This is a genomic window from Streptomyces sp. NPDC017225 (assembly GCF_044331465.1).
Taxonomy (GTDB): Bacteria; Actinomycetota; Actinomycetes; order Streptomycetales; family Streptomycetaceae; genus Streptomyces.
This window is the reverse complement of record NZ_JBIRNE010000001.1, coordinates 43,460-56,298: the sequence shown is the minus strand read 5'-3', so window position 1 is coordinate 56,298 and position 12,839 is coordinate 43,460. Positions and strand designations below refer to the sequence as shown.

The 12,839-nt window shown below is 73.3% G+C and carries 14 protein-coding genes and 1 tRNA gene; 6 read left to right on the top strand and 9 right to left on the bottom strand.

Annotated features, from left to right (window positions below):
• Window positions 1-7 precede the first annotated feature (7 nt).
• A complete protein-coding gene (locus ACH4NX_RS00215; protein WP_398127200.1) occupies window positions 8-1,195 on the bottom strand; it encodes a thiolase family protein in 1,188 nt (395 codons plus the stop codon).
• A 139-nt stretch (window positions 1,196-1,334) separates the two neighbouring features.
• Between ACH4NX_RS00215 and ACH4NX_RS00210 the strand changes: the two genes are divergently transcribed.
• The 6 genes from ACH4NX_RS00210 (at window position 1,335) to ACH4NX_RS00185 (ending at window position 5,293) form a co-directional block, all read left to right on the top strand.
• Window positions 1,335-2,144, top strand: a complete 810-nt coding sequence (locus ACH4NX_RS00210; protein ID WP_351398638.1) for a lysophospholipase — start codon at window positions 1,335-1,337, stop codon at window positions 2,142-2,144.
• Between the two features lie 95 nt (window positions 2,145-2,239).
• Window positions 2,240-2,560, top strand: coding sequence for a WhiB family transcriptional regulator (locus ACH4NX_RS00205; protein ID WP_351398636.1), 321 nt, complete (start codon window positions 2,240-2,242; stop codon window positions 2,558-2,560).
• Window positions 2,506-2,838, top strand: coding sequence for a DUF3140 domain-containing protein (locus ACH4NX_RS00200; protein ID WP_398127199.1), 333 nt, complete (start codon window positions 2,506-2,508; stop codon window positions 2,836-2,838). Before ACH4NX_RS00205 ends, ACH4NX_RS00200 begins: the two co-directional genes overlap by 55 nt.
• A 2-nt stretch (window positions 2,839-2,840) precedes the next feature.
• A complete protein-coding gene (locus tag ACH4NX_RS00195) occupies window positions 2,841-3,491 on the top strand; it encodes an endonuclease (protein ID WP_398127198.1) in 651 nt (216 codons plus the stop codon).
• Between the two features lie 109 nt (window positions 3,492-3,600).
• On the top strand, window positions 3,601-4,506 hold the full coding sequence (locus tag ACH4NX_RS00190; RefSeq protein ID WP_398127197.1) for a hypothetical protein: 906 nt from the start codon (window positions 3,601-3,603) through the stop codon (window positions 4,504-4,506).
• A 259-nt stretch (window positions 4,507-4,765) separates the two neighbouring features.
• The gene (locus ACH4NX_RS00185) at window positions 4,766-5,293 is read left to right on the top strand and encodes an NUDIX hydrolase family protein (RefSeq protein WP_351398740.1); all 528 of its coding nucleotides are present in this window, start codon (window positions 4,766-4,768) and stop codon (window positions 5,291-5,293) included.
• 22 nt (window positions 5,294-5,315) lie between these two features.
• Here the strand turns inward: ACH4NX_RS00185 and mnhG are convergent, their stop codons facing one another.
• From mnhG to ACH4NX_RS00145, 8 genes are all read right to left on the bottom strand, one after another.
• Window positions 5,316-5,681, bottom strand: coding sequence for a monovalent cation/H(+) antiporter subunit G (gene mnhG / locus ACH4NX_RS00180; protein ID WP_351398628.1), 366 nt, complete (start codon window positions 5,679-5,681; stop codon window positions 5,316-5,318).
• On the bottom strand, window positions 5,678-5,995 hold the full coding sequence (locus ACH4NX_RS00175; RefSeq protein WP_351398626.1) for a monovalent cation/H+ antiporter complex subunit F: 318 nt from the start codon (window positions 5,993-5,995) through the stop codon (window positions 5,678-5,680). The genes mnhG and ACH4NX_RS00175 overlap by 4 nt, the downstream gene beginning before the upstream one ends.
• A complete protein-coding gene (locus tag ACH4NX_RS00170) occupies window positions 5,992-6,591 on the bottom strand; it encodes a Na+/H+ antiporter subunit E (protein WP_351398624.1) in 600 nt (199 codons plus the stop codon). The genes ACH4NX_RS00175 and ACH4NX_RS00170 overlap by 4 nt, the downstream gene beginning before the upstream one ends.
• The gene (locus ACH4NX_RS00165) at window positions 6,588-8,231 is read right to left on the bottom strand and encodes a Na+/H+ antiporter subunit D (protein WP_398127196.1); all 1,644 of its coding nucleotides are present in this window, start codon (window positions 8,229-8,231) and stop codon (window positions 6,588-6,590) included. Before ACH4NX_RS00165 ends, ACH4NX_RS00170 begins: the two co-directional genes overlap by 4 nt.
• The gene (locus ACH4NX_RS00160) at window positions 8,228-8,989 is read right to left on the bottom strand and encodes a Na(+)/H(+) antiporter subunit C (RefSeq protein ID WP_351398620.1); all 762 of its coding nucleotides are present in this window, start codon (window positions 8,987-8,989) and stop codon (window positions 8,228-8,230) included. The genes ACH4NX_RS00165 and ACH4NX_RS00160 overlap by 4 nt, the downstream gene beginning before the upstream one ends.
• Window positions 8,986-11,901: a Na+/H+ antiporter subunit A gene (locus ACH4NX_RS00155; protein ID WP_398127491.1), complete on the bottom strand. Its 2,916-nt coding sequence runs from the start codon at window positions 11,899-11,901 to the stop codon at window positions 8,986-8,988. The genes ACH4NX_RS00160 and ACH4NX_RS00155 overlap by 4 nt, the downstream gene beginning before the upstream one ends.
• Before the next feature lie 207 nt (window positions 11,902-12,108).
• Window positions 12,109-12,182, bottom strand: a tRNA-Pro gene (locus ACH4NX_RS00150).
• A 273-nt stretch (window positions 12,183-12,455) separates the two neighbouring features.
• Window positions 12,456-12,815, bottom strand: coding sequence for an MmcQ/YjbR family DNA-binding protein (locus tag ACH4NX_RS00145; RefSeq protein WP_351398618.1), 360 nt, complete (start codon window positions 12,813-12,815; stop codon window positions 12,456-12,458).
• Between the last annotated feature and the right edge of the window lie 24 nt (window positions 12,816-12,839).

Sequence of the window (12,839 nt, the reverse complement as noted above, 5' to 3'; positions counted from 1 at the left end):
CGTGCGGTCAGTGCCGTTCGACGAGCACCGCGCTGCCCTGCCCCACGCCGACGCACATCGTGGCGAGCCCGCGGGCCGCGCCCGTGCGGCGCATGCGGTGGAGCAGGGTGGTGAGGATGCGGGCGCCGGAGCAGCCGAGCGGGTGGCCCAGCGCGATGGCGCCGCCGCTGGGGTTGACCAGGTCGGGGTCGATGCCCAGCTGGTCCACGCAGGCGAGGGCCTGGGCCGCGAACGCCTCGTTGAACTCGGCCTCCGCGAGGTCGTCGGCGCTCCATCCGGCGCGGGCGAGGACCTTGCGGGTGGCGGGGACCGGGCCGATGCCCATGACGTCCGGGTGGACGCCGGCCGAGCCGCCGGCGACGTAGCGGCCGAGGGACTCCAGGCCCAGGTCGTTCAGGGCCTCCTCGCTGACCAGGAGGAGGCCGGCGGCGCCGTCGTTCATCGGGGAGGCGTTGCCCGCGGTGACCGTGCCGCCGGGGCGGAAGACCGGCTTCAGGCGTGCGAGCTTCTCGACGGAGGTGTCCTCGCGGACGCACTCGTCGGTGTCGACGACCACGCCGTCGGGGCGCGCGACGGGGAGCAGTTCGTCGTCGAAGTGGCCGTTCTTCCGGGCCTCGGCGGCCAGGCGGTGGCTGCGCAGGGCGAACTCGTCCTGGCGTTCGCGCGGGACGCCGTACCGCGCGGCGACCTCCTCCGCCGTCTCGCCCATGGCGAGCAGGCCGTGCAGGTCCTTCATCGCCGGGTTGACCAGGCGCCAGCCGAGCCGGGTGTCCGCGGTCTCGATGCGGTGCGGCAGCGCCTCGTCGGGGCGGGGCAGGACGAAGGGGGCGCGGCTCATCGACTCCGAGCCGCCGGCGAGCACGATGTCGGCCTCGCCTGCGGCGATGGTGCGGGCGGCGGTGGTGACGGCCTCCAGGCCGGAGGCGCACAGCCGGTTCACCGTGGCGCCGGGCACGGACTCGGGCAGGCCCGCGAGCAGGGCGGCCATGCGGGCGACGTTGCGGTTGTCCTCGCCGGCCTGGTTGGCGGCGCCCCAGTAGACGTCGTCGACGCGGGCCGGGTCGAGCGCGGGCACGTCGGCGACCAGGCCCCGGATCACGGCGGCGGCGAGGTCGTCGGGCCGCACGGTGGACAGGGCGCCGCGCAGCTTGCCGATCGGGGTGCGGCGGGCGGCCGCGAAGTGGACGGGACGCACGAGGGGACTCCTGACCGTCACTCGGTCGCCGGGCGGCGAGCGAACACTTAATTAGCACTGCTAGTTTTGGACTATAGACCTCCGGGCGGCTCCCTGGGAAGATCCTCCGGTGACCTTCGCCGACGCAGCTGGAGGAGACATGACCGAGGCCCGCGAGCACGTCCTGACCGGAACGCGGGGACGGCTCACCGCCCGCGAGTGGCCGGCCGAGCGGCCCGCGTACGTGGCACTGCTGGTACACGGCTACGGCGAGCACATCGGCCGCTACGAGGAGGTGGCCGGCGTCCTGACCGGGCACGGCGCGGCCGTCCACGGCGTCGACCACGCCGGGCACGGGCGGTCGGACGGCGAACGGGTGCTGATCGAGGACTTCGAGCACGTGGTCACCGACGTGCACACCATGGCCGAGCGGGCCCGGGCCGCCCACCCGGACCTGCCCGTCGTCATGATCGGGCACTCCATGGGCGGCCTGATCGCCTCCCGCTACGCCCAGCGCCACCCCGGCGAACTGACCGCCCTGGTGCTGTCCGGGCCGGTCATCGGCGACTGGGAGCTGCCGCGCACGCTGCTCGCCCTCCAGGAGATCCCCGACACCCCGATCAGCCCGTCCTCGCTCTCCCGGGACCCCGCGGTCGGCGCGGCGTACGCGACGGACCCGCTGGTGTGGCACGGCCCGATGAAGCGGCCGACGGCCCAGGCGTTCGTACGGGCGCTGGACACCGTGGCCGAGGAAGGCGACGTCGGCCGGCTCCCGCTGCTGTGGGCGCACGGCGACGACGACCGGCTGGTACCGCTGCCCGGCAGCCGCCCCGGCGTCGAGCGGCTCAGCGGCGGCGACCTGACCGAGCGGATCTACCCGGGCGCCCGGCACGAGATCTTCAACGAGACCAACCGGGCGGAGGTGTTCGCCGACGTCACGCGCTTCCTGGACGGAGTGCTCGCGCGCTGAGCGGCCGGGGCTCCTGACCCCGAGGCGCGCCGGGGTTCGCCGAGGCACCCGAGGCGGGGCGTTTGCCCCGACGCCCCCTTGGGCACCCGCGCCCCATGGAGTGGTTGCGCCGCGCCGCCTGCGTGGATGAGGACCCCGAACTGTTCTTCCCGGTGGGCACGGCCGGACCGGCCCTGCGGGACACCGAGGCCGCCAGACGCGTCTGCGCCCGGTGCCCGGTGCGTGCCCAGTGCCTGGCGTTCGCCCTCGACCTGGGGCGGACGTCGGGCGTGTGGGCGGGCACCTGCGAGGAGGAGCGCGTCGCCCTGCTCCGTACGACCGCGCAGTACGCACACACGCACGACGAAAAGAGGGGCACCCCATGGCCGACGCCCTCGAACTCGACGCGCTCTGGGAGGACTTCCACCGCGTCGTGAACATGACCTCCGCGGAGCTCGCGGACTGGCTCCGGGTACGCGACTCCGGCGAACTCACCGAACCACTGCCCGACGACGCCGGGTCGCCGCTCGGTCAGCACGTCCTGGCGATCCTGCAGAAACGGCGCACGGACCTGACGGAGGACGACCTCCGGGCGATGCGCGAGGTCGTGGACACCGTGACGTCGCAGACCGACCTGGAGAACGAGCCCCAGTCCGACGACACCCGGCTCAGGCACCGGCTGATGACGGTCGGTCACGACCCGTTGAAGCCATAGCCGTGAGCCGTGACCAGCGGCGTGTCGTACGAGAACTCGTCGGCGCGCACGGGCGGACGTACGCCGAGGAGGCGGGCATCCGGCTGAAGGACACCCCGCAGCCGCTGTACCGGCTGCTCGTCCTCGCCCATCTGCTCAGTGCCCGCATCCGCGGCTCGGTCGCCGTGGCCACCGCCCGTGCCCTGTACGAGGCCGGGCTGCGCGATCCGCGCCGCATGGCCGCCGCCGACTGGCAGGAGCGGGTGGACGCGCTCGGCCGGGGCGGCTACCGGCGCTACGACGAGCGCACCGCCACCCAGCTCGGCGACGCCGCCGAACTGCTGACGGGGCGATGGGGCGGGGATCTGCGCCGACTGCGGAAGGAGGCGAACGGCGAGGTGCCCGAAGCCCGGCGGCTGCTCCAGGAGTTCCCCGGGGTGGGTCCGACCGGCGCGGACATCTTCCTGCGCGAGGCCCAGCGCGTCTGGCCCGAGGCGGCTCCCTACCTGGACCGCAAGGCCCTCAAGGGCGCGGAGCGGCTCGGCCTGCCGGGCGACCCCGACCGGCTTCTCGACCTCGCCGGAACGACGGAACCGGCCGTTGTCGCGGCGGCGCTGGTGCGCGCGTCGGTGGACACGGAGGTCGCGCGGGACACTCTCGACCGCGCCGGGTGAGCCTTCCCGGCCGCGGTGGCCGGTCACCCGGACAGCCCTGAGCGCTGGTGGGACCACGGTGCCGGTGATGCGCTGAGGACACCGTGTCACGTCCCAGGAGGCATCAGCGATGAGCCGTCGTCCGCCCCACCCCGTCCGTCTGCTGGCCTCCGCCCTGGCGGCGGGCGCGCTGCTGACCACAGCGGCCTGCTCGGACGACGGCGGCGGGTCGGGGGCGGCCCCGGACACCGCCGCACAGGCCCGGGCCGCCGAGCAGGAGGCGGCGAAGAGGGCGCCCACGGGTTCTGCCACCGGCTCCCCGACGGGTTCGCCCACCGGCTCCGCGACGGGCTCCCCCACCGGCTCACCCAGCGCCTCCGCCTCCGCCCTCACCGAGTCCGGCGCGAAGGCCGCCCTGCTCACCGAGGCCGACCTGGAGGACGACTGGAACCAGGTCCGGGACGCGGACAAGTGGCGCGACCGGCTGCTCGTCGGCGAGGTCGACGTGTCCGACTTCCTCACCGCGAAAACCGACGCCGCCGACTGCCAGAAACTGCTCGACTCGCTCTACCGCGACGACCTGCTGGGCGAGCCGTCGGGCCCGTCGGCGCTCACCGGTTTCGAGCAGGGGGACTCCCGCCTGCTGGAGCAGGTCGCCGGCTACGACCGCGCCGGGCTGGACGACCGCCTGAAGTGGCTGGACTCCCTGCCGCGGAAGTGCGACGAGTTCACCGCCACCGACGACAACGGCGAGAAACGCACGGTCCAGGTGACCGAGTCCTCGGTACCCGACGTGGGCGACGCCCGTGAGGGTCTGCACGTGACCGTGCGGGGCACCGCCGCCGACAACCCGGCCACGCTCACCCTGGACATCGCCGCCGTACGCGTCGGCACCTCCGCCCTCACCGTCACGGGCGGCGGCCTGGACGGCGACGAGATCTCGTCCGTGGAACAGGGGGCGCGCCAGGGAACCGAGCGGCTGAAGACCGTCCTGAACGGCGGGACCCCTTCTCCGCAGCCCACCAACCTGGACTGACCTCCCGCCGGGCGGACCCCGGCAGCACGCCCCGTGACGCGTCCCCCGGCGCGGCGCGGGGCATCGCCGTGCGCCCACCTCGGCCGAAACCCGGACACCGTGATCACCGGACGGCACAATGGTGCGTGACGGACAGCGCCCGGTCAGCCGGCTGCCCGGCGGACCGGTGCGAAGGCTGAGCGGCGTGGGACCGGTCACACTCCCGGAGCGCCGCCCGGAGAGCGGGAACGGCTGAAAGTATGATCAAGCGATGTCTGACATGACCGAAACCACGCCCGGCTGGCTGTCGACCGACGACCTCGAGATGGCACGCGCCCGCATGCCGATCCTGTACGTCGAGGCCGTGCCCGTGCGCGTCGACGACAGTGGCGAAGTCACCAGCGTCGGCCTGCTCCTGCGTATCGGGCCCGACGGGACGGTCAGCCGGACGCTGGTCTCCGGACGGGTGCTGCACCACGAGCGGGTCCGGGACGCCCTGCTGCGTCACCTGGAGAAGGACCTCGGCCCGGTGGCGCTGCCCCGGGTGCCGACCTCGCTCCAGCCGTTCACGGTGGCCGAGTACTTCCCGACGCACGGCGTCACGCCGTACCACGACCCCCGTCAGCACGCGGTCTCCCTCGCCTACGTCGTCCCGGTGGCCGGTGACTGCCGGCCGCGGCAGGACGCGCTCGACCTGGTCTGGTTCAGCCCGCAGGAGGCGCTGTCCGAGGCGGTCCGCGGCGAGATGCCCGGCGGGCACGGGGTGTTGCTGAAGCAGGCACTGGCGCACGTGGGCTGCGTGGTCTGAACACCGCCCGGGGCTGCTCGAGTTACTCCCCTTGCCGCTCCCCGTCGCTCAACTGCGGGTCCAGGTCGTCCCGGAGCAGGCCCCGGGACCCCGTCTGGCCGGTGCGGTAGGCGGATCGGGCCACCAGGTGGGAGGCGACCGGGCTGGTGAGGAACTGGAAGAAGACGATGAGCGCCAGGGTGCCCAGGTCGATGCCGTGGCGCAGCCGCAGCGCCACCCCGACGAGGACGAGAAGGATCCCAAGGGTCTGCGGTTTGGTGGCGGCGTGACTCCGGGAGAGGACGTCGGGGAAGCGAAGCATCCCGATCACACCGAGCAGGCACTGCAGGCAGCCGAGGAACAGCAGTACCACCCCGGCCAGGTCGGCGGCCTCGGCCCAGGCGCTCACCGGTGGTCCTCCTTGCCGTCCGCCCGCACCGGGGGCCGGTCGCGTACGGCGATGAACCGGGCGATGCCCACCGAGCCCGTGAAGCCGAGGAAGGCGAGCACCAGCATCACGGGGAAGTAGAAGGAGTCGCCGTCGTGGGCGGCCTTGACGGCGATGCCGGCGATGATGAGCGCCGCCGCCACGTCCAGGGCGACGGCGCGGTCCAGCATCGAGGGGCCGTACCAGATGCGGTACAGCAGCAGGGCCCCGGCGACCAGGATCATCACGAGCGAGGCGACCAGCATGGCCTCTTCGACGGCGTGCAGGACGGTCACGGCCAGGGGTCCCCTTCCGGTACGGGCCGGGCGGCGTGGGCGATGTCCTCGGCGGTGCCGAAGGCCCGGGCTACGAGTCCCTCCATGCGCCACACCGACCGCTGTGCGCTCTCGATCTCGCCGGGGTTGCCGGCGTCGAGGACGTGCAGGAACACGGTGGCCGTCGACCGGCGTACCTCGATCACCGAGCCGCCGGGGACGTTGGACACGGCGACGGCGGTGGCCGTGAGCATGAGGTCGCTGCGTACCCGCAGCGGTACGGCGACGACCGCGGCGTGGTAGGGGCCCTTGGCGAAGATCTGCCGGGTGACCTCGACGCTGGAGGAGAACATGTCGTACAGCAGGTAGGCCGCGAGCCGCAGGATGCCCAGCGGGCGCAGCCGCAGACCGAGGTCGACGGCGGGCAGCGGGAAGGCGAGGCACAGGCAGACCGCGACGATGACGCCGTTGACGAGGTTGGCCCAGGACGGGGTGCCCCACAGCAGGATCCAGATGACCGTGAGCCAGGCGATGAGCGGCAGGTCGAGGATGCGCCTGCCGCCGCCGACGCGGAAGGACCAGCTGTACGGGGAACGGTCGCGGAAGAGGTCGCTCATCGGCCGAGCACCGCCTCGATGTAGGGGGTACGGGCGAGGAGTTCGACGGCGGCGGCCTCGGTGAAGGTGGTGAGGGGGCCGCCGAGCACGGTGTAGAGCAGGCCGAGGGCGACGGCGGCGCCGGTCGCCACCAGCATCGGCCAGGGCAGCCGCCTGGTGGTGGTGATGGCCTGCCCCAGGAAGCCGGCGGAGACCACGGCCCCCGCGGGTACCGGCAGGCCGCCCCCGGAGCCGGTCGCCCTCTCGTCCTCGTCGCCCTCGTCGTCGCCCGGCTCGTCCTCGGCGGATTCCAGCACCCTGCCCTCGTCCTCGGCCCCGGGAGGGGCGTCGCGCCAGAACGCGAGGTTCCAGACCTTCGCCATGACGTAGAGGGTGAGCAGGCTGGTGGCGGCGGACCCGGCGACCAGCGCCCAGGCCCAGCCGCCGCCGTTGTCGACGCCCGCCCGCATCAGTCCGAGCTTGCCGATGAACCCGGAGAGCGGCGGAATGCCGGCGAGGTTCATGGCGGGCACGAAGAACAGCACGGCGAGCAGTGGCGCGGTCTTCGCCAGGCCGCCGAGGCGGGTGAGTTCCGTGGTGCCGTCGCGCCGCTCGATGAGCCCGGCGACGAGGAAGAGGGTCGTCTGCACGGTGATGTGATGGGCCACGTAGACGATCGCCCCGCTGATCGAGCCGCGTCCGGCGAGCGCGATACCGAAGACCATGTAGCCGATGTGGCTGATGAGGGTGAAGGAGAGCACCCTCTTGAGGTCGGTCTGGGCGACCGCGCCGAGGATGCCGATGACCATGGAGGCGAGCGCGGCGAGCATCAGCAGGTCGCCGAGGCGGTGGCCGGGGAAGAGCAGGGTCTGGGTGCGCAGCATCGAGTAGATGCCGACCTTGGTCAGCAGGCCGGCGAAGACCGCGGTGACCGGTGCGGGCGCGGTCGGGTAGGAGTCGGGCAGCCAGGCCGCGAGCGGGAACACCGCCGCCTTGATCGCGAAGACCGTCAGCAGCATGGCCTCCAGGAGGGTGCGCGCCCCGAGCGGGATCTCCTGCAGTCGCACCGCGAGCTGGGCGAAGTTGACGGTCCCCGCGACCGAGTAGGTCATGGCGATGGCGACGAGGAAGAGCACCGAGGAGAACAACGAGATGATCACGTACGTCGACCCGGCCCGGATGCGGGTCGCGGTGCCGCCGATGGTGAGCAGGACGAAGCTGGCGACGAGCATGATCTCGAAGCCGACGTAGAGGTTGACGAGGTCTCCGGCCAGGAAGGTGCAGGAGACGCCCGCCACGAGGATGAGGTAGGCGGGGTGGAAGACGCCGACCGGTGCCTGGTCGTCGCGGTCGGCCATGCCCTGGCCCAGCGAGTACACGTGGACGAGCAGGGTGACGGCGCTGGACACGGTGAGCATCAGGCCCGCGAGCCGGTCGGCGACGAGGGTGATGCCGATCGGCGGCGCGAAGTCGCCGAGGTGCACGCTGAGCGGGCCGTGGCGGTCGGCGGCCACCATGAGGAGCACGGAGAGCACCAGGACCGCGCCGAGCACGGCCAGGCTGATGAAACGCTGGAACCGCTGGAGCCGTGGACCGATGGCCAGCTTCAGCCCCGTGACGCACAGGGGCAGCAGGACGGGGAGGGGGACGAGCGCGTTCACCTGGTTCCTTCCGTGCCGGCGCCCTCGGGGTCGTCGGGCTGGTCGGGCGGCGGGTGACCGGAGTCCTCGCCGGGGTGGGAGTCGGGCTCGCGGCCGGTCTCCTCGGGGTCGTTGGACGGCCCGGCCACGCGGGCCGGCGCCGGTCCGGGCCGGCCGGCCGCGTCGGTGGAGCCCAGCTCCCGTCCCTCCCGGTAGTCCTCGGGGTCGGCGCCGAGGATGTCGTTCCAGATGTTCCCGGAGACGTCGTTGGCGCGGGCCTGGTAGGCGCGTTCCTCGCGGACCCGCCGGCGCAGCCTTCTGCGTGCGGCGCGGTAGCGGGCGCGCTGCTCGGACGTGGTGCCCTGCTCGGCGCGCAGCTCGCGGTAGCGGTCCCGTAGTTCGCCGCGCCGGTCGAGGAACTCGGCGCGCAGGGCGACCAGCCGGTCCTCGGTGTCGTCGCTGATCTCGTCGGAGCCGGTGACCTGGTGGCTGCGGTAGGCCATGGCGAGCAGGAACGCGGTGGTGGCGAGGGTGATGACGATCGCGGTGAGGGCGATGGCCTGGGGCAGCGGGTCGGTGACCCGGTTGCGGATGACGTGCGGGTAGAGCAGCGGCGCGGCGCCCGCGCTGCCCGTCGAGGCGAGGACCAGCAGGTTGACGCCGTTGCCGAGGACGACCGCGCCGAGCAGGATCCGGGTCAGGGACCGGGTCAGCAACAGGGTGCCGCCGACGGCGGTCAGGACGGCGGCGGCGACCAGGAGGGCGAGGCTCACGGTCATGCGGGGCCCGCTTCCGAGCGTGCGGCGCCCTGGGCGGCGGCCCGCTCGATCTGCCGGTCGATGCGGGCGCCGAGGGCCCGCACGATGTCCAGGACCACGCCGAGTACGAGGAGGTAGACGCCGCAGTCGAAGAGGACGGCGGTGGACAGGTGGGCGTCGCCCCAGACGGGCAGGTGGCCGTGCCAGGTCCAGCCGTGCAGCACGGTGCCCTCGGCGAGGCCGCCCAGCGCGACCCCGGTGGACAGGAACAGGCCGAGGCCGGTGAACAGGCCCGGCTTGGCGGGCACGGCGTCGGCGAGTTCGTGCCGCCCGCCCGCGAGATAGCGGGCGATGAAGGCCACGCCGGCGGTGAGGCCGGCGACGAAGCCGCCGCCCGGCAGGTTCTCCGCGCACATCAGCAGGTAGACGGAGAGGACGAGGATGGGGTGGAAGATGAGGCTCGCGACCACTTCCAGGACGAGGGAGCGCCGCTCGGGGGCGAGGGTGGAACTGGCCGCGAGCCAGGTCCGTTCCGGCGCCCCCTCGTCGCCGCTGGGCAGGCCCGCCGATTCGTACGGGCTCGCCCGCCACGCGGTGCTCAGGCCGGCCTGCGGGTGGTCCCCCGGCAGCGGCAGTACGGGTTGCTCGGCGGCGTCGGTGCGGCGGTGCAGGTAGATGAGGCTGGTGACGCCGATCGCGGCGGCGGCGAGCACCGCGGACTCCCCCATCGTGTCCCAGGCCCGCAGGTCGACGAGGATCGTCGCGACGACGTCCTTCAGGCCGTGGTGCGCGGTCTCCTCCACCATCGCCGCCCCGGCGCTGTCGGCCCGGCGGTGTCCCGCCATGATCCAGACGACGACGGCGACGGCGGCCCCGCCCGCGAGCGCCACCGGCATCCGCAGGACGCGTCGCCGGCGGCTGTAGTTCTCCTCGAAGTACACCGGCATCCGGCGCAGCACGAGCACGAAGACGATCATCGAGACGGTCTCCACGCAGAACTGGGTCAGGGCGAGGTCGGGGGCGCCCTGCGCGACGAAGAGCAGCGCGGTGCCGTACCCGGTGAGGCCGGCGAGCACCACGGCCTTCATCCGGCGCCGCACCCCCAGGCACAGCAGGGCGGCGGCACAGGTCAGCAGCGCGACACCGGCCTGGGCCGGGTGGTCCCACAGCCGCGGGGCGGGTACCGAGGTCCAGGGTTCGTCCGCGAGGAGGACGGCGATCTGCCCGGCCAGGACCACGCTCATGGTCGTCACGAGGTACACCGACAGCGAGCCGCGCTGCACGAATCCGGTGCACTGCAGGGCGGTGCGCTCCAGGGCGAGCAGGAGCCGTCCGAAGACCCGGTCGGCGGAGCGCCAGGCGAGGGCGTGTCCGGTCCGCGACACGGGGCCCGCGGCGAGGAACAGCAGGACCCCGCCCACCCAGGCCGCGCAGGACAGTCCGAGGGCGAGGCCCGCCCCGTGCCACAGCGCCAGGTGGTACGGGTGGCCGGGTACGGGGAACCGCCCGGCGTAGGTGCCGAGGAGGCCCTGGAGCCAGGACACGCCGGGTCCGAGCACCAGGCAGGCCAGGGCCAGCACGGCGGGCGGGGCGAGGAAGGCCGGCGGGACGGCGTGCGCGCCGGTGTCGGGGACGCCGGGCTTGCGGGCGAAGGCGCCCCACAGGTAGCGCAGCGTGTAGGCGGTGGTCAGGGCCGAGCCGACGACGGTCGCGGCGAGCGCCCAGCGGTCGGCGGTGTCCCCGTCCAGGAGGGCCTGGAAGGCGGCCTCCTTGGCGGTGAAGCCGAGCAGCGGCGGTACGGCCGCCATGGACAGTCCGGCGATGACGGCGACCGCGCACACGGCGGGCAGCCGGCGCCCGAGCCCGGAGAGTCTGCGCAGGTCGCGGGTACCGGTGGCGTGGTCGATGATCCCGGTGACCAGGAAGAGCGGGGCCTTGAAGAGGGCGTGGCCGAGGATCATGGCGGTGGCGGCGAGGCCGGTGTCGTGGCGGCCCGCGCCGGTGAGGACGGTGAGGAAGCCGAGCTGGCTGATGGTGCCGTGGGCGAGGACCAGTTTGAGGTCGTGCAGGCGCAGGGCCCGCCAGCCGCCCAGCAGCATCGTCGCGGAGCCCAGGACGAGCAGCAGCGGCCGCCAGGGTGTGACCTCCGCGAAGGCGGGGGCGAGCCGGGCGATGAGGTAGACGCCGGCCTTGACCATCGCGGCGGCGTGCAGGTAGGCGCTGACCGGGGTGGGGGCGGCCATCGCGTTGGGCAGCCACAGGCTGAACGGCCAGATCGCGGACTTGGAGAGGGCGCCGACGAGGATCAGCACGATCGCCGTGGACAGCGCCGCCGACGCGGGCGGCGGGTCGGCGAGGATCGCCGAGATCCGGTAGGTGCCCGCCTGGTGACCCAGGAGCAGGAAGCCGACGAGCATGGTCAGTCCGCCGAGCGTGGTGACCGTCAGGGCCTGCAGGGCGCTGCGCCGGTTGCGTTTGTGGTCGCTGGTCTGGCCGATCAGCAGGTAGGAGAAGACGGTCGTCAGTTCCCAGAAGATGTAGAGCAGGATCAGGTCGTCGGCGAGGACCAGACCGAGCATCGCCCCGGCGAAGGCGAGGAGGTTCCCGGCGAACCTGCCCAGCTGCCGCGACCGGTCGTCGAAGTACGAGGCGCAGTAGACCAGGACGACGGTGCCCACTCCCGCGGCGAGCAGCACCATGAGTTCGGCGAGGGCGTCCAGCCGCAGCGCCCAGTCCACGTGGTAGGCGGGCAGCCAGGCCCACTCGACGGTGTCGGCGCCGCCCGCGGCCGTCGTGCTCCACCGGGTGGCCGCCCAGGCGGTCGCCGCCGCGGGCGGCACGGCCAGCACGAGGAAGGCGCGGGTGCCCCACCACCTCACCAACGGCGCGGCGAACAGCGCGAGCGCGAAGTGAGCGAGGACGAGGGCGGTCATGCGGGTCCGCGCGAGGGCACGGGGGCGGCGGGAGGACAGGGCACCCGACAGTGATATATCGGGCATCTCGCCTGAGCGCCCAGGCACGCCGCAGCGTCCGCGACGCCACCGGACCGGCCCCGGGTCCACCCGGCTCCCGCGACCAACTGATCGAGGGGCGGTCCCGGATTGCTCCGGAACCGCCCCTCGATCCGCGACTGTCTCCAGTCGGGACGACAGGATTTGAACCTGCGACCCCTTGACCCCCAGTCAAGTGCGCTACCAAGCTGCGCCACGTCCCGTTGCCCGTCTGACCTGGGGTTTCCCCTGGCCGAACGCGCAGGAAAACCATACCGCACTCGGGCCCGTGGTCGCGCACCGCTTTCCGGGGGGGTGTGCTCCTCCGGTCAGCACTTCTGCGCGCGGGACCTCTCGGGCCGGCCCGCGACGCCGTCGTCGGGGCGACGAGCAGTACGTGGCCGGCGCCGACGGCCGAGGCGGAAGGACATGCCGGCCCCGGCTGCCACGCACGACTCCGGATCGGCCACGGGGCACCGACGACGCCCGAAGGGTTTTCAGCCCCCGGCCGGCAGACCCAGCCGGGGGTGGGCCTCCAGCAGCCGGGTGGGTGCCGCCTGGCGCCAGGAGTCGGCGAGGATGTCGCGCAGCTCGTCCTCGCCGTCGAGGGCCTCCAGGCGGGCCCGCACCCACGCGAACTGGGCCTCGTGGCCGGCGATCCAGAACTTCTCCGGCTCGGCCAGCGCCAGCTCGTCGCGCTCCTCCTTGGGGCAGCGCACCGCGATGGAGGTCTCGTCCTCGGGCAGCGTGGCGAACATCTTTCCCGCGACCCTGAACGTGGGCATGTTCCAGGCGGTCTTCTCCGTCGTGTCCGGCAGGGACAGGGCGATACGGCGTACGTCTTCTGCGTCCGGCATGTCAGGCACCGTAACCGCCGCCAC